Origin of the sequence: Flavobacterium sp. LC2016-23 (assembly GCF_009674775.1) — a bacterium.
GTDB lineage: Bacteria > Bacteroidota > Bacteroidia > Flavobacteriales > Flavobacteriaceae > Flavobacterium.
In genome coordinates this window covers 274,224-294,575 of sequence record NZ_WKKE01000002.1, presented here as the reverse complement: position 1 = coordinate 294,575, position 20,352 = coordinate 274,224, and the positions used below count along the sequence as shown (strand labels likewise).

The 20,352-nt window shown below is 38.5% G+C and carries 14 protein-coding genes; 12 read left to right on the top strand and 2 right to left on the bottom strand.

The window, feature by feature from the left end; translation table 11 throughout:
• Positions 1 to 686: 686 nt before the first annotated feature.
• The 8 genes from GJU43_RS02810 (at position 687) to GJU43_RS02775 (ending at position 12,792) form a co-directional block, all read left to right on the top strand.
• Positions 687 to 3,812, top strand: a complete 3,126-nt coding sequence (locus GJU43_RS02810; RefSeq protein ID WP_154339327.1) for a TonB-dependent receptor — start codon at positions 687 to 689, stop codon at positions 3,810 to 3,812.
• Positions 3,813 to 3,830: 18 nt separating this feature from the next.
• A complete protein-coding gene (locus GJU43_RS02805) occupies positions 3,831 to 5,306 on the top strand; it encodes a RagB/SusD family nutrient uptake outer membrane protein (RefSeq protein ID WP_154339326.1) in 1,476 nt (491 codons plus the stop codon).
• Between the two features lie 24 nt (positions 5,307 to 5,330).
• Positions 5,331 to 6,899: an arylsulfatase gene (locus GJU43_RS02800; protein WP_154339325.1), complete on the top strand. Its 1,569-nt coding sequence runs from the start codon at positions 5,331 to 5,333 to the stop codon at positions 6,897 to 6,899.
• Between the two features lie 123 nt (positions 6,900 to 7,022).
• Entirely contained in the window at positions 7,023 to 8,945 is a 1,923-nt protein-coding gene (locus tag GJU43_RS02795; protein WP_154339324.1) for an arylsulfatase, read from the top strand.
• Positions 8,946 to 9,331: 386 nt separating this feature from the next.
• A complete protein-coding gene (locus GJU43_RS02790) occupies positions 9,332 to 10,399 on the top strand; it encodes a sterol desaturase family protein (protein WP_154339323.1) in 1,068 nt (355 codons plus the stop codon).
• A gap of 123 nt (positions 10,400 to 10,522) precedes the next feature.
• On the top strand, positions 10,523 to 11,239 hold the full coding sequence (locus GJU43_RS02785; protein ID WP_154339322.1) for a rhodanese-like domain-containing protein: 717 nt from the start codon (positions 10,523 to 10,525) through the stop codon (positions 11,237 to 11,239).
• Between the two features lie 18 nt (positions 11,240 to 11,257).
• Entirely contained in the window at positions 11,258 to 12,520 is a 1,263-nt protein-coding gene (locus tag GJU43_RS02780) for a YeiH family protein (RefSeq protein WP_154339321.1), read from the top strand.
• 26 nt (positions 12,521 to 12,546) lie between these two features.
• Positions 12,547 to 12,792, top strand: coding sequence for a sulfatase-like hydrolase/transferase (locus GJU43_RS02775; protein ID WP_229654986.1), 246 nt, complete (start codon positions 12,547 to 12,549; stop codon positions 12,790 to 12,792).
• Between the two features lie 196 nt (positions 12,793 to 12,988).
• Here the strand turns inward: GJU43_RS02775 and rocD are convergent, their stop codons facing one another.
• Entirely contained in the window at positions 12,989 to 14,239 is a 1,251-nt protein-coding gene (gene rocD / locus GJU43_RS02770) for an ornithine--oxo-acid transaminase (RefSeq protein WP_154339320.1), read from the bottom strand.
• A 202-nt stretch (positions 14,240 to 14,441) separates the two neighbouring features.
• On the opposite strand from rocD, the gene GJU43_RS02765 reads away from it, so the two are divergent.
• The 4 genes from GJU43_RS02765 to GJU43_RS02750 all read left to right on the top strand — a co-directional run bounded on the left by GJU43_RS02765 (position 14,442) and on the right by GJU43_RS02750 (position 18,017).
• Positions 14,442 to 14,894 (top strand): Lrp/AsnC family transcriptional regulator, encoded by a 453-nt coding sequence (locus GJU43_RS02765; RefSeq protein ID WP_154339319.1) that lies wholly within the window; start codon positions 14,442 to 14,444, stop codon positions 14,892 to 14,894.
• A gap of 119 nt (positions 14,895 to 15,013) precedes the next feature.
• On the top strand, positions 15,014 to 15,787 hold the full coding sequence (locus GJU43_RS02760; RefSeq protein ID WP_154339318.1) for a dienelactone hydrolase family protein: 774 nt from the start codon (positions 15,014 to 15,016) through the stop codon (positions 15,785 to 15,787).
• A gap of 225 nt (positions 15,788 to 16,012) precedes the next feature.
• Positions 16,013 to 16,987 carry a DUF3667 domain-containing protein gene (locus GJU43_RS02755; protein ID WP_154339317.1) on the top strand — a complete coding sequence of 325 codons (975 nt, stop codon included), beginning with the start codon at positions 16,013 to 16,015 and terminating at the stop codon, positions 16,985 to 16,987.
• Positions 16,988 to 16,994: 7 nt separating this feature from the next.
• Positions 16,995 to 18,017, top strand: coding sequence for a M28 family peptidase (locus tag GJU43_RS02750; RefSeq protein WP_154339316.1), 1,023 nt, complete (start codon positions 16,995 to 16,997; stop codon positions 18,015 to 18,017).
• A 392-nt stretch (positions 18,018 to 18,409) separates the two neighbouring features.
• Here the strand turns inward: GJU43_RS02750 and rho are convergent, their stop codons facing one another.
• A complete protein-coding gene (gene rho, locus GJU43_RS02745; protein WP_154339315.1) occupies positions 18,410 to 20,242 on the bottom strand; it encodes a transcription termination factor Rho in 1,833 nt (610 codons plus the stop codon).
• Positions 20,243 to 20,352: the final 110 nt, after the last annotated feature.

Sequence of the window (20,352 nt, the reverse complement as noted above, 5' to 3'; positions counted from 1 at the left end):
CGCCACATTTTTTTTCTTTTATTTCTTCGGGCTCGCTGCGGGTAATATTTTTAAAAATAAAAAATAACTTATTGATTAACAGTTATTTAAAAACTAATTTTATAAAAAAAATTTATTTTATTCCTGTCCTGAAAAAAAATAATTAAACTTTTTTTTGGATTTTATTATATTAAAATTAACTTTGTCTATAGGATTAGTAGAGTTTATAAATAATATTTGAAACCAAAAAACTATATTTTGAAAACAACCGAAAGCATATCGTACTACATTTTACCTAAAAAATATACATATAACACTTTTTGTTATATGTGCTTCTGTTGCTAAACCTCTCAGCCTTATTCGGTCTGTTGATTATTTCCTAATCACAAAATCAATCTGATTCAAAGACGAATATTTTACCATTCACCAAAGAATAATTTACTGAAATATAAAAATCTGTCTAATACATTGATTTGTATTGGGCTGATTTTGAAACGATACCTATAAATCCAAAAAGAATTAATAACTAAACAAAAACTAAGATGAAAAAGATGCAAACGTGTTGCTGTAAATAAAAAAAGCCATTTCTGCGGCAACAGAAATGGCGAGGCTTAAAGAACATTTATCACTAAATCAAGGAAACATTTAGAGTGCTGAAAATTCAGCTCTCAGGGCGCCTTGTTAATTATTTAAACCATTACAAAGAAATGAAAAAAAATATAAATCTCATTTTATGGGTTACTATTTTGTTCGCATCACTGCAATTTCAGGCGCAAAATACAACACCGCTTATACAATCCAAACTCGACGGAACTGTAGTCGATGACATTACAAATCAGCCGATTATCGGGGCCTCCATAAATATTAAAGGTACAACTCACGGGGTAGTAACAGATACTGAAGGAAAATTTTATTTTCAGACAGGTCAGAAATTTCCGTATACCTTAATAGTAAGTTATATCGGGTACAAAAAACTGGAAATTGTAGTGGATAAAAATCCGGTTATCATTCACTTAAAGGAAGAAAGACAAGAATTAGATGAACTGGTGGTGGTCGGGTACGGAACTCAAAAACGAAAAGACATTACAGGTTCTGTAGCTTCGGTTCCGAAAGCCAATTTATCTCAGGTAACTTCGTCGGCAGATAACCTTTTAAGAGGGGCTGTTGCCGGGGTTGTAGTTACACAAAGTTCAGGCCGTCCGGGTGCTTCTTCAAGCGTACGTATTCGCGGTGGAAACTCAATCACAGCAGGTAACGAACCTTTGTATGTGGTAGATGGAATCCTGATTTACAATGATAACGCAAACAGTTCGGCAGGCGTTTCTTTTGCGGGAGCCAGTATCAATGTATTATCGACCATAAACCCTGCTGATATTGAATCCATTGAAGTTTTAAAAGATGCTTCTGCCACTGCCATTTATGGTTCCCGTGGTGCCAATGGTGTTGTCATTATTACCACTAAAAAAGGAACAAAAGGTCAGGATAATATCTCGTATCAGGGTTACTATGGCTTTCAAAACATCTCAAAAAAACTTCACTTAATGAATGCCAGCCAATGGGCAAGTTTACGTAATGATGTTCAGGCAAGTATCGGGCAGGCGCCTTCTTTTACTCCTGCCCAAATTGAAGACTTCAAAACTTCCAACAATTACGACTGGCAATCTGCTGCATTTAGAAGCGCAGCCCCGGTGCAAAATCATCAACTATCCCTTTCCGGTGGTGACGAAAGATCAAGGTACGCGATCTCTGCAGGATATTTTGATCAGGAAGGAATTGTCCTTGGATCTGATTTTAAAAGAATTTCCCTTCGTGTGAATTACGAGAAAAATTATTCTCAGAATTTTAAATTTGGGGTAAATGCCAATTACAGTAACTCCCTTTCAAATGGTGTCGGAAGTAACGCAGCGGGCGGAAGAAATCCAAACCCTTTAGCGAGTGCCGTATTAACTGCTCCTGTCGTGCCCATAAAAAATGCTGATGGAAGTTATAACGTAACTTCTAATCCTTATGCAACTTCTGTTAATGGTTATGTTCCCAATCCTATTAACGATTTAGAAAATACTATCAACGAAACTAAAATCAACCGCATTTTGACGAGCTTATTTGGCGAGTATAGATTAACCAAAAAACTAACGGCCAAAGTGGCGGTGAGCGGTGACGTAATCAATACCAAACAGAATTACTATGCACCTTCCAACACTTCAAACGGTGCCGGAACAAAAGGTTTAGCTTCTGTTGGAGACCGATTGGTAAGTTCTGTACTGAATGAAAATACGCTGAACTACAATACCAACTTCGGCGACAACCATAAATTTTCTGCTTTAGCGGGTTATACGCTTCAATATACACAGGGTGAGGTTGTAAATGCGGGTTCAAATACTTTTGTAAATGATGCCAACACTTACAATGCCCTTCAGGATGGTGTTGCCGTCAAACCCTATAGCGATGCCTTCGAAAGTGTCTTAAAGTCATGGCTTGCGAGAGTTAATTACTCGTATAAAGGAAAATACAACCTGACCCTTTCAGCACGTGCGGATGGTTCTTCCAGATTTGGTTCTGAATCACTTTGGGGATATTTCCCGTCAGCAGGTTTTTCCTGGAATATTACAGATGAAGAATTTGCCAATAACATTAAAGGTGTAACGGAGGCTAAACTTAGAATTAGTGCCGGAACAACAGGAAATCAGGAAATTGGAAATTATCTTTCATTAGCTTCAATGGGCTCTGTTAACTATGCTTTTGGAGGTACCTTATACACCGGACTGGCTCCTACCCGCCTGGCCAATCCTGACTTAAAATGGGAAAAAACAGACCAGTATAATGTGGGTTTAGATTTATCATTATTAGACCGAAAAATCAATTTTGTGTTTGACGTGTATTACAAAAAAACTAATGATTTGTTAATCAGTGTTCCGGTACCTCTTACTTCCGGATATGCAAGTGTGCTGCAAAATATTGGAGGTGTTGAAAATAAAGGTATCGAAATTGGTTTAACAACCGAAAATCTAAAAAACGAAAACTTCTCCTGGAATTCGAACATTGTCTTTTCTGCCAACAGAAACAAAGTAGTTTCTATCGGAAACGGTGTAAATCAGTTTTTCCCGGTAGTACCCAATGGTTCCTTATTACAGCAACAGCCGGTAACGGTAAAAGTAGGCCTGCCTTTAGGAACTTTCTGGGGATATAAAACAAACGGAATTTTCCAGACTCAGGAAGAAATCAATACACAGCCCAAAATAAACAGTTTAGCCAACACTAAAGTGGGAGACCGAAAATATGTTGACACTAACGGCGACGGGGTTATTACAGCGCTTGACAAAGGAAATCTTGGAACCTCCCAGCCAAAATTTGTGGGGAGTTTCAGCAACTCGATTTCGTATAACGATTTTGATTTGAATTTCTCTTTCCAGGGATCTTATGGCGGAAAAATATTCAATGCTTTAAATCAGCAATTAGAAATTTCAACACTGGGAACAAATGCTGCAACAACGCTTGAAGATCGCTGGACCCCAACAAACCCAAGCAATGAAATTCCGAGAGCTTCAAGTTCTCCGTTAGGAATTGTTTCGGAACGTTATGTTGAAGATGCCTCTTTCCTGAGATTAAAATTAATCACACTGGGCTATACATTACCAAAAAGTGTCTCCAAAAAACTGGGGGCAAAAAGCGTAAAATTCTATGTTTCTGCAGAAAACCTGATTACATGGACAAAATATACGGGATATGATCCGGAGGTAAGTTCGTACGAACAAAACAACTTATATCCGGGAATTGATTTTGGTTCTTATCCAAACTCAAAAACATTCATCTCGGGACTGAACGTAACTTTCTAAGTAAAAAAAATACAGACAATGAAAAAGATTATTATAACATTCCTTTTAAGTGCCGGTCTATTTGCATCGTGCACCGATTTAGAGGTAACACCAACCTCTTTTGTAACCGAAGCCAATTACTTCAAAACCCAGGATGATGCCATAGCAAGTGTAACTGCTGTGTACGCTTCCCTAAATATTGATCCGGGAGAGCAGAGTTTATTCGGCAGAAACCTTTATTTCTTAACCGATATGGGTTCTGATTATGCAGCTGCCGGAGTTTCCGCCACAAACCCGCAAGTAAGAGCCATGAGCAGTTTAACGCATGATGCTACAAATGACCGTGTTCAGGTGGCCTGGAGACAAATTTATGCCGGAATCAACAGAGCGAATGTTTCTATTGATAACATTCCGAAAGTTTCAGGCTCTGAGACCGTAAAAACCAGATTAATCAACGAGGCCAAGTTTATCCGCGGATTGCTTTATTTTCAGGCAGTACGTCTTTGGGCAGGCGTTCCGATTGTTTTGCACGAACCTACATCTATTCAGTTAGAAAGTTTAAAATCCAGAAGAGCAACCGTTGATGAAGTGTACGCTCAGATCATTAAAGATTTGACTGATGCCGAAAGCTTACCCGCAACTTACGCTGCTGCCGATGCGGGACGCGCCACTTCAGGAGCTGCCAAAGCCATTTTAGCGAAAGTATATCTGACGAGAAAAGATTATCCAAATGCTATTTTAAAAGCCAGGGAAGTCATCAATGGCGGATACGGATATGCTTTGTTCGAAAATTTTCAGGATATTTTTACCAAAACAAAAAAGAACGGAAAAGAACATATTTTCTCTGTTCAGTTTGAGCCGAATCAGGCCGGAAACGGATCCAGCGGAAGCACCTTCCAGTCTACTTCATTTACCGGATTTACCGCTACAGAACCGGCAGATATTATCTCAGACGTAGCGTTGTTTTATGATATTTATGCTCCGGGAGACACCCGAAGAGATGTGAGTTATGCCAAACAATTGCTTAACCCGACTACCGGAACACTTTATACTTTTCCAAAACCTATTTTCAAAAAATATCTGGATTTAAACAATCTGGCGACTCCCGGAAATGTGGCCATTAACTTCCCTGTCATTCGTTATGCTGACATTTTGTTGTCTTTGTCAGAAGCCATAAACGAACAGGGAGCACCAACTGCAGAAGCTTACGAACTGATTAATCAGGTCAGAAGAAGAGCCTTCGGAAAACCAATTACTACACCGGACCCTGCGATAGATCTTGCCGGATTAAACCAGACCACTTTTAGAGCTGCCATTCAGGAAGAACGCAAAAAAGAATTTGTTCAGGAAGGACAACGATGGTTTGACTTAGTACGTTGGGGAACTTTGGTAACAGAAGTAAAAAAGGTTACGGCTAAAAATTCGGTTTCAGAAAGAAATAATTTATATCCAATTCCGCAAAGCGAAAGAAATATCGATCCGGTGGGATTGCCACAAAATCCGGGTTATAATTAAAAGGCTTACATAGAAATAAATAAAATGATTAAAAAACTGCTCCTTATTGCCTTGTTGGTTGTTGTACCATTTCAGCTGTCTGCACAAAAAAAGCAGCCTAACATCATCGTCATTTTGGCAGATGATTTAGGTTTCTCAGACATTGGCGCTTTTGGCTCAGAAATTAAAACGCCAAACCTGAATAAGCTCGCTACAAACGGGCTTATTCTAACCCAGTTTTATAATGCGGGGCGTTGCTGTCCGTCACGGGCTTCATTACTCACCGGTTTATATCCGCACCAGGCGGGTGTTGGAGACATGGTTCAGGACAAAGGGTTTCCGGCCTATCGGGGCTATTTAAACGAGCATTGCATCACAATTGGGCAGGCACTTAAAGGGGCCGGGTACAACACTATTGTTTCCGGAAAATGGCACGTTGGATTAGTACCATCGGCCTGGGCGGTTAATCGTGGATTTGATGATTCTTTTACGTTACAAAACAATGGTAGCAGTTATTTTAACTCGGAACCTTTGTATAACGACGGAAGAAAAGTCACCTTTTTGAAAGGAGATAAAGAAGTTATCCGCACAGATACCTCTGCCTATCTGACACAGGAGATTACCAATTTTGCTATTAATTCTTTAGAAAAACAGCGAAACCAGCAACATCCTTTTTTCCTGTATGTGGCGTATAATGCTCCGCACTGGCCCATTCAGGCATTGCCGGAAGACATTGCAAAATACAAAGGCAAATATTTGGAAGGCTGGGATAAATGGAGAGCCAGGCGTTTTAAAAAATTAAAAGAACAGGGAATCATTGATAAAAACTGGGGCTTATCCGATCGTTTTGAAAAAGTGCCGGATTGGAAAAAAATAAGTCCCGAAGAAAAAGACAAATGGGATACCCAGATGGCAATTTATGCCGCCATGATCGACCGGATGGATGCCGGAATTGGAGAAATCCTCCAGCAGGTAAAGTCTATGGGAGAAGAAGATAATACCCTGGTTCTTTTTCTTTCGGATAATGGCGGAAGCGCCGATGATGTAAAAAACTGGAATTATGTGACACAAAAAAACGGAACTCCCGGCTCAGTTGCGTCGATTGACAGTTACGAAAGTCCGTGGGGAAATGTGAGCAACACGCCTTTCCGGTTATTCAAAAAGAACACCCACGAAGGCGGTATTGCTTCGCCGTTTATTGCTTATTATCCAAAGCATATTAAGGCAGGGACACTGAGCAGCAGAGTAAGTCATCTGATTGATATTTTTCCCACTTTTTTAGAGTATGCCGGTTTCGAATATCCCGATTCTTTTCAGGGAAAAAAGCTCACACCCTTAGAAGGCATTAGCTTAAAAAAGGAATTTGAAGGAAAACAATCTGATGTGCATGAAGCCTTGTTCTGGGAACATGAAGGCAGCAGAGCCGTAAGAAAAGGCAAGTGGAAAGCAGTAGCTGAAAACAATCAGCCCTGGGAATTGTACAATCTTGCAACCGACAGAACAGAAACAAAAAATGTAGCTAAGTTAGAACCAAAACTGCTCCAGACCCTGATTGAATTACATCAGCAATGGTCCGTAAAAGTAGGTGTTGAAGATTGGAATAAAATAAAATAATACAGTTAAAATCCTGGTTACATGTTAGGTAAATAATGCTAACAAACGCCAGCTAATCTACAGGAACTATTAACCAAAGCAAACAAGTAAAATTATTACTTAATCAACTAAAAACTATTTAAAATGAAAAAAATGAATAACTACAGTACAATCAAAAGTCCTAAGAAGGGTCTTTTGATTACCGCATTACTGGTTGCGCAATTCGGTTTTGCGCAAGATCAGCAAGACACCAATTTCAAAGGTGTTGTTGGTAAAACCTTAGCGGATTCTAAAGAATATTGGCCGGAGCCTTTAAAAGCACCTGCCGGAGCACCCAATATTGTATGGATTTTATTAGATGATGTCGGATTTGGGGCGTCAAGCGCATTTGGAGGTTTAATACAAACCCCGACTTTCGATAATTTGGCCAATAACGGTCTGCGTTACACCAACTTCCATACAACGGCCATTTGTGCCCCTACCCGCGCCGCTCTGTTAACCGGAAGAAATTCAGGAAAAGTGCACGTAAGCGGCTTTTCGCATACTGTTTTGTCAGCAGGTTTCCCAGGCTGGGATGGCAGAATTCCGTCGGATAAAGGAACAATTGCCGAGATTTTAAGAGACAAAGGATATAACACTTTTGCCGTTGGTAAATACGGACTGACTCCAGATGAAGAAGCATCTGATGCCGGACCATTCGACAGATGGCCAACCGGAAAAGGATTCGAGCACTTTTTTGGTTTCTTAGGTTCACAAACCGATCAGTACAAACCCGATTTAGTAGAAGATAACACTCACGTTGTTCCGGACGGAAGACACTTGACCGACCAGATTACGGATAAAGCCATTAGCTATATCACGAAGCAGCACAAAGCTGCTCCGGACAAACCATTCTTTTTGTACTACGCACCGGGAGCTGTTCATGCACCTCATCAGGTTGCGGAATCCTGGAGTGATCCCTACAAAGGAAAATTTGATGAAGGCTGGGATGTGTACCGCGAGAAAGTATTAGCCAATCAGAAGAAATTAGGTGTGATTCCGGCAAATGCCATTTTACCGAAACGTAATCCAATTATTGCAGACTGGAAAAAACTAACTCCGGACCAAAAGAAAGTATACGCCCGTTTTATGGAAGTGTACGCCGGATATCTGACGTATACGGATCATGAAATTGGAAGAATCGTAGAGCATCTAAAAGCAACAGGCCAATTAGAAAACACGCTTATTTTTGTGGCCATTGGCGATAACGGAGCCAGTAAAGAAGGTACTACGCAAGGTACAATCAACCAGAATCTTTTTGCCGGCGGCGTATCTGATGAAAAAAATCTTCAGGATAACTTAAACAACATCGGAGAAATCGGAACGGCAAAAGGTCTGAATACCAACTTCCCTTTAGGCTGGGCACAGGCAACGAATTCGCCTTTCAAAAACTGGAAACAAGATGCCCATTCAGAAGGTGGAACACGTAATCCGCTGATTGTTTTTTATCCAAAAGAAATCAAAGAAAAAGGCGGAATCAGAAATCAATACAGCCATGTAACAGACTTACTTCCGACTACACTGGATATTGCGGGAATTAAAGCACCGGAAACGATCCGTGAAATCAAGCAGGATAAAATTCAGGGTTCTTCTTTCTACGCTTCTCTTAACGATGCCAAAGCCGAATCTTTACACAAAGTTCAGTACTATTATATTTTCGGAAACAGAGCGATTTACAAAGACGGATGGAAAGCTGCGGCAGCACATCTTCCGGATTCCTTTACTTTAAAAAATTCATTGGGCAAAAACGAAGCACCTGTCAAAAGTAATTTCGATACGGATGTTTGGGAGCTGTACAATTTAAATGAAGATTTTAATGAGCGTGTAAACCTGGCTAAAAAATATCCTGAAAAATTAGCAGAACTTCAAAAACTGTTTGATGAACAAGCGAAGGAAAATAATGTGTATCCGCTAATTGACTGGCAGGATGTATTCAGCAGAAGAATACACAACAATGGAACCGATAAAAGCAAAAATCTTCAGGAATTAATTCGTCAGGCCAATAAACCTGCCGGTACTAATGAATAAGACTAAATAAGTATGCAGGGTCATTCGCTGTTGCAGCTAATGGCTCTGTTATGCAAAAAGTTAAATAATAACAAAAAACGGCAAGTATTTAACAAAATTATCAAAAAACCAATCAATAAAATTCTACTAAATCCATATAATTAAAAGGTTTTTATTTTATTTTTGTGACGCTATCCAATTTATTGATTTTCAGAGCAAGTAAAAAAGCCTTAAACTGAAATGAAACCATTAAATAAATAATAACAACAAATAAGATAATCATGAAACGAGTAGACTATGAAATTATCGGAAAAAAGATTGTCGTTGGGGCAATTGTATTTTTAGTTCCATTAGCCATTCTGGCCGGAGGTTTAGCATTAATAAATCAATTTTTAAAATAAGAAATCATGGCAATAGTTCAAAAAGAAAAATTAACAAGAGATTTAAGTATCAGTCTTTTCATATACAGTTTGCCTGTAGTGGCAATTTTCCTTTATTTTAAATTAACGAACGGTCTGGTGAGTGAATCGCATATTACCTTACCATCGTTTTTAGAATTCGCAAAACCTGCATTCGAAAACATTCGCACCTGGGGATTAACCGCTTTTATGCTGATTCTGGGTGTGATCGAATTTACCGCAGGTTTATACGACGACCAGTGGACAGGCGAAGAACGTAAAGTAGATATTGTTTGTTTCTTAGCACCAAAATTGCTTTTACCGCCCGTAATTGCTTTTTTTAGCTTAACCGCTTTGCCTTACCTGATTCCGAATCTGGCCAATACCCTCTCCTGGGTTCCGTTCTGGGGCGGATTTTTCCTGATTGCCATAGCCGATGATTTAACACAATACTGGTACCACCGTTTGCACCATCAGGTTCCGTTTTTATGGCGTTTTCACAGAACCCATCATTCCGCTCCGTATATGGGAATGGCGATGGCTTCCAGACAAAACTTTATTTATACGGTTTTCTTTTCACAAATCTATTTAACGGCCACGCTGACGTATTTAGGTTTAGGATTACCTGCTTTATTTGTACTGGTGATTAAAAGTTTCATCACTTTAGGCGCTCATTCCAGCATTGCCTGGGACAAACCCTTTTACAAATACAAGGTATTACATCCAATTGCATGGGTTTTAGAGCGCCTGATCTCGACTCCGGCAACGCATCACGCACATCACGCCGATACAAGCGGAGATGGTGTCGGGCACTTTAAAGGGAACTTCGGAAATATGTTTTTCATCTGGGATATCATCTTCGGAACAGGGCTGATCACCCGCAAATTCCCGAAATCATACGGAATGAAATCCTATAAACAAGAAGAATGGTATGCCCAGTTTTTATGGCCCATATTCAAGTCTAAAAAAGAAGGAAGTGCTTTGGCAGAAGGCGTTTTATCTGTTCCGCTAAAACCAAAAGCAGAGCCTGTCGCGGCAGCAAGTCCGGTCTATTACGACGAACCGGCTCAGGTATAAAATAAGCAGAAGTAAATAAAGAAATCCGAAGCACAAAATCGGAATTATATAAAGTAAGGATTGGCAGTGTTTTTCAAATGCAACTTTGAAAATCACTGCCAACTTTAAAATAGAGAAAAAATTATGAAACATAAAATACTCAAAAATAGTATCTCCGCCGTACTCCTGCTTTTTACCCTTGCCGGTTTTTCACAGGATAAAAGTTCAGGTGTAGTTTTGTTAGATGCTTTTTATAACAAAATTAAAAGCCAGAAAAACCCACAGATCGTGGATGCAAGAGGTCCGGAAGAATTTGCCTTAAACCATATTGAAGGCGCTCTAAATTTCAATACCAAATCAGAAAATTTCGAAAAAGCGGCAGCGGCCTTAAATCCGTCGCAACCGGTATTTATTTATTCTATTGCAGCCTACCGAAGCGGTCTTTTAGCAACAGAATTAACCAAAAAAGGCTTTACGGAAGTCTATATTTTAGAAGGCGGAATTGCCAGCTGGATTGGTGGCGGAAAACCTTTTTACACCAATTTAAAGAGCAAATTAACCCTGCCGGAATACAAAAAAATTGTTGCTGATAACAACTACGTTCTGGTAGATATCGGATCTAAATATTGTGCCACCTGCAAAAGCGTAAAACCAATTTTAGAAAACCTCAGAACGCAATATGGAGAAAAACTAAAAATCGTCCAAATTGAACTGGAAGAAAGCCCTCAGGTTATTGCTGATCTAAAAACCGTAAGGGTCTTCCCTACTTTGATTTTATATCAGAATGGTAAAATTGTCTTCAAAAAAGATGGCTTAGGTGATTTGAAAAATGATGTTGATGCGGCTCTGGCTCAAAAATAACAATCTAAAAACATTTAAATGTCAGCTAAAACCAAACAATTTACCCTTCACGAAGACTGGACAGTAGTTCTTTTAGGATTTCTGATCATTGGAGTTTCCCTGTTTCTTTTTCTTCCTGCTGTACCGGTTTTCAAATGGTCCGGCATAACAGATCTACAAAATGATGTTTTCGAATCCGGAAACCTGCAAATCATTTTTCTGCAATTTATCTATTTCATTTCCATCGGAACAATAGGTGCCTTTTTGATTGGAAAATCGGTTAAAAACTTTTTAGTGGTTTTTCCAGTCGTTTATGTACTGACGCTGATTTCTTTGCTGATTGCAGGAAATACTTTTGTAAAAGGAATCAACTTAGAAGCTGTTATTTTCAGTCTGATTATTGGTTTGGTAATCGGTAATTTCTTCAGACTGCCCGAATGGTTTCGTACAGCACTTTCGACAGAAGTTTTTGTAAAAATCGGTTTGGTTTTATTGGGAACCAGTATCATCTTTTCAGACATTCTTAAAGCAGGTTCGTTTGGACTTTTTCAGGCTTTGGTAGTGGTCCTTTCGGTTTGGTATTTTGCCTTCTGGCTGTGCAGAAAACTAAACGTTGATGAGGAACTCACTATGATGATTTCGAGTGCGGTTTCGATTTGTGGCGTTTCTGCTGCCATTGCAACTTCGGGAGCGATTAAAGGAGATTCGAAGAAATTGTCTTATGTCATTTCGATGGTATTGGTCACCGCGGTCCCCATGATGATTTTCATGCCGATGATTGCCCGGTATTTCAACTTTCCTGAAGAAGTAACCGGAGCCTGGTTGGGCGGAAGTATTGATACCTCCGGAGCTGTGGTGGCTTCCGGAACACTTGTTGGCGAAACAGCATTGAAAATCAGTACCATTGTCAAATTTTCGCAAAATGTATTGCTGGGATTGGCTGCTTTTGCCATATCGGTTTATTGGACGTACACCAACAATACCTCTTCTGAAGCTGCCGATTCAAAGCCAACACTGAGAATCATCTGGGAACGTTTTCCCAAGTTTGTTATAGGTTTTATTGCTGCTTCCGTTGTCTTTTCTTTTCTGCTTACGCCCGAAGTTCGTGACAATGTAAAAGACAGTTTAAAGAATCTTCAGGGACTTTGGTTTGCGCTGGCTTTTACCAGTATTGGCCTGGAAACCAACTTCAAAGACTTATTTAGCAACACCAGTAAAAAACCACTCTACGCCTTTTTAATAGCACAGCTATTCAATATTATCCTTACACTCCTGATCGCATTTCTACTGTTCAGTAAATAATACGGTTAAAATTTAAATACAACAGCATGAAAAAAATCACAATTACAATCACACTGCTTTTTGCTGCAGCAGTTTTAGTTCAGGCACAAAACAAAACAGAAACTTCAAAACCCAATATCATTTTGATTATGGTCGATGATATGGGCTATTCGGATCTTGGAAACTATGGCTCAGAAATAAAAACGCCCAATCTGGACAAACTGGCTAAGGAAGGCACCCGACTGCGTGAATTCTACAACAATTCCATTTGTGCGCCAACAAGGGCATTGTAGAATATTGTAAATTCAAACTAAAATCGGAACAGATGCCTGGCAGTGCTGATCTTAAGAAATAAAAAATAATTTCCGGCAGGAAGCCTGAAGTTAAACTTTTAAGTCCAACTTTTTTTAGAAAACCAATTATAAACAAAAGGCGATTGCTCAATGCAATCGCCTTTTTTATGTAGTAAAGTAAGCTGAATTAATTTATTTATCTAAACTCATTTAATGACTTTTCAATAATTTCCAGACATTCCTGAATTTGAGATTCTGTCATCACCAAAGGCGGTGCCAGTCTGATTTTATTCCCGTGCGTTGGTTTTGCCAATAGTCCGTTGTCTCTGAATTTCAGGCAGATTTCCCACGCCAGATCAGAATCTTCGCCGCAATTAATTACAATCGCATTTAGTAATCCTTTACCGCGTACTAGCGTAATAAGGTCATTTCTTTCTGCAATTTCGTTTAACCCTTTTCTTAAAATAATCCCTAAACGCTCTGCATTTTCAGCTAATTTTTCGTCTCTTACCACTTCCAGTGCTGCAATTGCCACCGCAGCAGCAACAGGATTTCCGCCAAAAGTAGAACCGTGTTGACCGGGCCTGATGACATTCATGATTTCGTTATTCGCCAAAACCGCAGAAACCGGATAAACACCGCCTGAAATCGCTTTTCCTAAGATTAAAATATCGGGCTGCACATTTTCATGATGAACGGCTAGTAATTTTCCCGTACGTGCAATTCCGGTCTGAACTTCATCTGCAATAAACAATACATTGTGTTTCTCACAAAGCGCTTTTGCTTTCGCCAAATATCCTTCAGAAGGAACAAAAACCCCGGCTTCACCCTGAATAGGTTCTACAAGGAATCCGGCAATATTTTTTGAAGATTCCAAAACTTTTTCCAAAGCTTCTAAATTATCATATTCAATTTTTATAAATCCGTCTGTAAAAGGACCGAAGTTTTTACGGGCACCCTCATCATTCGAAAATGAAATAATAGTGGTGGTTCTTCCATGGAAATTATTCTCGCAAACAATAATCTGAGCCAGGTTTTCGTGAATTCCTTTTACTTCGTATGCCCATTTTCTGCACAGTTTAAGAGCAGTCTCAACCGCTTCAGCTCCTGTATTCATGGGTAATACTTTATCAAAGCCAAAATAATTGGTGATAAACTCTTCGTAATTTCCTAATTTATCGTTGTAAAAGGCTCTAGAAGTCAAAGTCAGTTTCTGAGCCTGGTCCGTCATTGCTTTTATAATAACCGGGTGGCAGTGTCCCTGATTTACGGCAGAGTATGCAGATAAAAAGTCATAATATTTTTTTCCATCAACATCCCATACATAAACGCCTTCTCCTCTTTCTAAAACTACGGGAAGCGGATGGTAATTGTGCGCTCCGTATTTATTTTCTTTTTCTATCAAAACTTCTGATTTTGAAGAAAGTATTTCTTGCTGATGTCCCATGCTGTTTTCTTTTTATGGAAGCAAAAATATAAAAATTATTTATTTACAAGCATTAAATAACAATTTTTAACTCAATTACGCCTTATAAAAATCAAATTCATCATTTAAGCTAAAAATAAAAGTCAATTCTACATTTTATTATTGATTTCAAACCAGACTTATTTCTATCTTTACATCGATTAAACCTGTAAAAAACAGCAGCATGGATATTTTAGATGAATTTGACATTAACATTATCAAAGAATTAGAAAAAGACGGCAGAATTGCCTTTTCGACTATTGCTACTAATTTGAAAATTTCAAATACAATGGTACATCAGCGTATTAACCGTTTGTTTGAACAGGGCATCATTACGGGCATTAAACCTATACTGAATGAAAAGCAGATCGGTTATGACTGGGCTTTTTTCACCGGAATTACGCTGAATAAAGATTCGGACTCCGAAAGGATTATTGAGGCCCTAAAAGAAATTCCGGAGATTACGGAATGTTATTTTGTAACCGGGTCCTTTACGTTGTACCTGAAAATTACGGCAAAAAACCACGAGCACATGCGTAAAATATTATACGAAAAAATCGATAATATTCCCGGAATCGCCAAAACCGACTCGATGGTAGAACTGGGCTGCGCTTTTAAAAGAAACATCAGCTTATAAACCACTAATTATTAAATAATTAATCTACTAAATCATAGTTTAGCAAACCTCATAAGAAATATCTTTTGAGGTTTTTTTGTAACATAATATTTCTGATATTTGTTAAAAATTGTAAAACTATGAAAAATTCAGCCCTGCTCCTCTTCGCTACTATATTGTTTTCAAACACTATAAATGCACAATTGAAAACGGTAAAATACACTGACGGTGCTCAGGTATTAAATGGTTTATCTATAAAAGCTGCTAAAAAAAGCAGTCACAATCCCGGAATCTTACTTTTACCGGCATGGTTAGGAATTGACAATGCTTCTAAACAAATTGCCGAAAACTTATCAAAACTTGGTTATCATGTTTTCATCGCTGATATCTATGGTGAAGGAAACTATCCAAAAAATACTGCTGAAGCAGGAAAACAGGCCGGTTACTTTAAAACCAACTTCGCCGAATATCAAAAAAGAATCAATCTGGCTTTACAGGAATTAATCAAATCCGGTGCAAATGCTGATAATATTGTTGCGATCGGATATTGTTTTGGAGGAACAGGAGTTCTTGAAGCCGCACGTGGCCATCTGAATGTAAAAGGAGTAGCTTCTTTTCACGGAGGACTGGGCAAAGATGCTGCAAGAACCGTTGAACCTATTACAGCCAAAGTTTTGGTTTGCCACGGTGCTGATGATCCCTTCGTTTCGAAAGAAGAAATTACCGCTTTTCAACAGGAAATGCGTGACTCAAAAGCAGACTGGCAAATGATTTACTATGCTAATTCTGTACATTCTTTTACCAATCCTGAAGCCGGAAATGACAATTCAAAAGGAGCGGCTTACAATGAAAAAGCAGCCAAAAGATCATTCGAACATTTACAGCTTTTCTTAAATGAAGTTTTGAAAAAATAAGCTTTGAAATAACTCACGGATTTGAAGGATTTAAACGGATTGGCACAGATTATTATTTTAAAAATTTATTTAAATTCGCGTAGTTCGCCGCAAAAAAGAATAGCGCGGAGATTAAACAGATTTAGCAGATTGACATAAGTAATAAAAAACCAGCGTAAACCCGTTTAAATCCCCTAAATCCGTGGGCAAAAACAACAACAAAACCAAATTAACCAAAAATAACCAATGTCACATAGTCCGATTAGAAAAGACAAAACCTGTTTAAACTGCAGGCACGTTGTAGAGCATAAATTTTGTCCGAATTGCGGACAGGAAAATACAGACAGCAGAAAAACATTCCACCATTTATTTATTCATTTCTTTGAAGACTTAACGCATTACGAAAATGCTTTCTGGAAAACGATCAAAAATCTGCTCTTTAAACCTTCAACGCTGACTAAAGAATATCTTTCCGGAAAAAGGCTTTCTTATTTAGCACCGGTTCGTTTGTATATTTTTATCAGTTTTATCACTTTTCTTTTAATTGCTCTATTCCCCAGCAAAGTAAGTGAAGGGCTTGATAAAAGCGAGAAAGAACTGAATACCGCTCAAATAATCAGTCAGGCGAATAAGGAAGGTAACATGAATGTTTCCAGCAAATTTTTCGATTTCAAATCCATGAAAGAAATAGATTCAATTCAGAAATATGGAAAAGAAGACGAGAAACTTACCGATTTTCAATACTGGGCTTATGAAAAAGTAACGAATGTTACCGAACACTACACTAAAAAGGAAATCATTGAAAAATTTATTGAGTCCTTTTTTCATAATATTCCCAAAATATTGTTTATCATAATGCCGTTTTTCGCTTTCTTTTTATGGATTTTTCACAACAAAAAGAAATGGTATTATTTTGACCACGGGATTTTTACACTGCATTATTTTTCGTTTCTGCTTTTAATCTTCCTGATTTTGTTTATTGTAAACAGGTTATTCGGTTTATTTGGAGAAGACAGCCCACTAACCGTCATATCCGATATCATAACATTTGTCGGAACAATATGGATGTGTTATTATTTTTATCCGGCACACCATCGTTTTTATGGGGAAACGAGAATAGTATCTTTTATAAAAAGCGTGTTTTTGTTCGTCATAAACTCCATTTTTATTTTATTTTTACTTTTATTTTATATTTTTTACACATTCATCAATTTACACTAAACCAAAAATGAAAAAACTTGTAATTTTATTATTAATTACTTCTGCATTTTCATGTAAAAATGCCCAACTGGCTACCTCTAAGGACAATTCAGATCCAACGAAATACATGAAAGTCATCACCGAAAAGGATCTAAAGACCATGCTGTACGTTGTTGCTTCAGATGAAATGGAAGGCCGCGAAACGGGTTCAAAAGGACAGAAAAAAGCCGGTCTTTATATGATTGAGCAATACAAAAAGAACGGAATTTCGTTTCCTAAAGGAGCAAAAAATTACTATCAGCCCATTCCGGCGGCATTCCTGAATGCAAAACGCAACGAAAATTTACCTGATTCCGAAAATATCTGGGCGTATATTGAAGGTTCTGAAAAACCGGATGAAGTACTGGTAATTTCAGCACATTATGACCACGTTGGAATTAAAAACGGTGAAGTTTACAATGGTGCTGATGATGATGGTTCCGGAACTGTAGCGGTTATGGAAATAGCAAAAGCATTCGCAAAAGCCAAGAAAGACGGACACGGACCAAAACGTTCTATCCTTTTCCTTCATGTTACCGGAGAAGAGCACGGATTACACGGTTCCCGTTATTATTCTGAAAACCCGTTGTTCCCCATTGCAAACACGATCACAGATATCAATATTGACATGATCGGACGCCGCGATGTAGAACATGCAAAATCCAATAATTATGTTTACGTAATTGGTGCTGACCGTTTATCTACGGAATTACACAATACAGTGGTGAGCCAAAACGAAAAGTACACCAAAGTAGACTTAGATTTCAAATTTAATGATCCGAAAGATCCAAATCATTTTTATGAGCGTTCTGACCATTATAACTTCGCAAAATATGGTATTCCTGCTGTTTTCTTCTTCAACGGAGTTCACGAAGACTACCACGGAAAAGGTGATGAACCTCAAAAAATCGAATACGACGCTTTAACCAAAAGAGCGCAATTAGCATTTGTGGTAGCCTGGGATTTAGCGAACAGAGAGAACAGACCGGTAGTTGATAAACCTATTAAATAGTAGGGACAAAGGTTCAAAGTGGCAGAGGTTCAGAGGTTTTTTTAAAGTTACTGAGGCACTAAGGTGCTAAGGCTCTAAGTAAAGAAAACAAAAAAGGGATGAGTTTAAAACTCATCCCTTTTTTTATAGTATAGATTCCAAAAGAAAAAACCTCTGTACCTTTGCAACTTAGCACCTCAGCACCTTTCTTTTCGCTCAGTCTGACAAATATTGTGAAGATCCTGGAATTCGAATGAGATTTTGAACACAAAAAAATAAAAAATAGTTTACCTGACACACAAGTTTACAAAAAACAAAAAGGGATGAGTTTTAAACTCATCCCTTTTTTTATAGTATAGATTCCAAAAGAAAAACCTCTGTACCTTTGCAACTTAGTACCTCAGCACCTTTCCTTAGTCATTCATAGAAATCAAAAACTCCTCGTTATTTCTGGTTTTTTTGAAGCGTTCGTTTACAAAATCCATTGATTCTACCGGGTTCATATCGGATAGGTATTTACGCATGATCCACATTCTTTGTAATGTTTTTTCGTCTAATAATAAGTCGTCACGACGTGTACTTGAAGACGTTAAATCGATAGCCGGGAAGATACGTTTGTTGGCAATCTTACGATCCAGTTGTAATTCCATGTTACCGGTTCCTTTGAATTCCTCAAAGATAACCTCATCCATTTTAGAACCTGTTTCTGTCAATGCAGTTGCGATGATACTTAACGAACCTCCGTTTTCTACATTTCTTGCCGCTCCAAAGAAACGTTTTGGTTTTTGTAATGCGTTTGCATCCACACCACCACTTAATACTTTTCCGGATGCCGGCTGAACGGTATTATAAGCTCTTGCTAAACGCGTTATCGAGTCTAATAAAATAACCACGTCATGTCCGCATTCAACCAGACGTTTTGCTTTTTCAAGAACAATATTGGCAATTTTCACGTGTTCCTGCGGCTCCCTGTCGAAAGTTGAAGCGATCACTTCTCCACGAACACTTCGCTGCATATCGGTAACCTCCTCAGGACGCTCATCAATAAGAAGAACGATAAGATACACTTCAGGGTGATTGGCTGCAATTGCGTTGGCAATGTCTTTTAGCAGCATTGTTTTACCGGTTTTCGGTTGCGCGACTATCATACCACGCTGTCCTTTTCCGATTGGAGAAAACAAATCGATAATACGGGTTGAAACGGAACTGCCTTTTTCGGCCAGTTTGAATTTTTCAGAAGGAAAAACCGGGGTTAAGTGTTCGAAAGAAACTCTGTCGCGAACTACTTGAGGATCGTGACCGTTAATTTTCAGTACACGAACTAAAGGGAAAAATTTCTCGCCTTCTTTAGGAGGGCGCACCACTCCTTTTACGGTGTCTCCGGTTTTTAAACCAAATAACCTGATTTGTGAAGTGGATAAATAAATATCATCCGGAGAGGCTAAATAATTATAATCTGAGGAACGTAAGAATCCGTATCCGTCAGGCATCATTTCAAGCACACCTTCACTTTCTATAATTCCGTCAAATTCAAAGTCTGAATCCCTGAAATTATTCTTTTTATTTTTATGATTTGGATTCTGATTCCCGTTGTTCCCGTTCCCGTTTCCATTCCCGTTTTGATTTGGATTCTGATTCGGGTTCTGAGCTGCAGGAGCCTGGTTTTGATTGGGATTCTGGGTTTTATTCTGATTCGGGTTTATCTTTTTTACCGGAGCAGGTGTTTCCATTTTTTCAGCTGCTACAGCCTGATTATCAACAACCTCCTGTCCTTCTTCAGTAACAACTTCTTTTACGGTTTCTTTTTCTTTTTGCTGAGCGACCTTTTTTTCGTAAGCTGATTTATTAAATTTTACGATTTTTGGTCCCTTTTTCTCAACTGTCTTTTTCTCTGTAGTTGGTTCTGCTTTTGGGGCTTCTTGTGTTTCAGGAGTTTTCTCTAAAACCTCGGGAGCTTCAGCTTTTACAGGGGATTCTTCCACTTTATCAAATTCCAAAACCGGAGCATTTTTGCTAATGGCGGCTTTTTTTACGGGAACAATCCTTGCTCTTTTTGGTTTGTCATCCACTATTTCCGCATCGGCAACAGCACTAACAGGTGGTACCACAGTCGCTTCCTGGTGTGCTAAAATCTGACTGATTAAAGTCTCTTTTTTAACGCCATTAAACTTTATAGTTTTAGCTAACTTAGCTATTTCTTGAAGCTCAGAAAGCTTCATTTCTTTTAATGCAGAAATATCAAACATGAATGTTCTATGAATTTAATTATTTTAACAGAAATACTGTAAAAGAATAGGTAGATAATTGTTTTGAATTGACCGCAGTATGAAGTGCTTACGGTATTATGATGCAATAA

What these genes read in the sequence shown, in the direction of transcription:
- GJU43_RS02810 (WP_154339327.1), top strand. Translation starts at nt 687, where the DNA reads ATGAAAAAAAATATAAATCTCATTTTATGGGTTACTATTTTGTTCGCA.
- GJU43_RS02805 (WP_154339326.1), top strand. Translation starts at nt 3,831, where the DNA reads ATGAAAAAGATTATTATAACATTCCTTTTAAGTGCCGGTCTATTTGCA.
- GJU43_RS02800 (WP_154339325.1), top strand. Translation starts at nt 5,331, where the DNA reads ATGATTAAAAAACTGCTCCTTATTGCCTTGTTGGTTGTTGTACCATTT.
- GJU43_RS02795 (WP_154339324.1), top strand. Translation starts at nt 7,023, where the DNA reads ATGAAAAAAATGAATAACTACAGTACAATCAAAAGTCCTAAGAAGGGT.
- GJU43_RS02790 (WP_154339323.1), top strand. Translation starts at nt 9,332, where the DNA reads ATGGCAATAGTTCAAAAAGAAAAATTAACAAGAGATTTAAGTATCAGT.
- GJU43_RS02785 (WP_154339322.1), top strand. Translation starts at nt 10,523, where the DNA reads ATGAAACATAAAATACTCAAAAATAGTATCTCCGCCGTACTCCTGCTT.
- GJU43_RS02780 (WP_154339321.1), top strand. Translation starts at nt 11,258, where the DNA reads ATGTCAGCTAAAACCAAACAATTTACCCTTCACGAAGACTGGACAGTA.
- GJU43_RS02775 (WP_229654986.1), top strand. Translation starts at nt 12,547, where the DNA reads ATGAAAAAAATCACAATTACAATCACACTGCTTTTTGCTGCAGCAGTT.
- rocD (WP_154339320.1), bottom strand. Translation starts at nt 14,239, where the DNA reads ATGGGACATCAGCAAGAAATACTTTCTTCAAAATCAGAAGTTTTGATA.
- GJU43_RS02765 (WP_154339319.1), top strand. Translation starts at nt 14,442, where the DNA reads ATGGATATTTTAGATGAATTTGACATTAACATTATCAAAGAATTAGAA.
- GJU43_RS02760 (WP_154339318.1), top strand. Translation starts at nt 15,014, where the DNA reads ATGAAAAATTCAGCCCTGCTCCTCTTCGCTACTATATTGTTTTCAAAC.
- GJU43_RS02755 (WP_154339317.1), top strand. Translation starts at nt 16,013, where the DNA reads ATGTCACATAGTCCGATTAGAAAAGACAAAACCTGTTTAAACTGCAGG.
- GJU43_RS02750 (WP_154339316.1), top strand. Translation starts at nt 16,995, where the DNA reads ATGAAAAAACTTGTAATTTTATTATTAATTACTTCTGCATTTTCATGT.
- rho (WP_154339315.1), bottom strand. Translation starts at nt 20,242, where the DNA reads ATGTTTGATATTTCTGCATTAAAAGAAATGAAGCTTTCTGAGCTTCAA.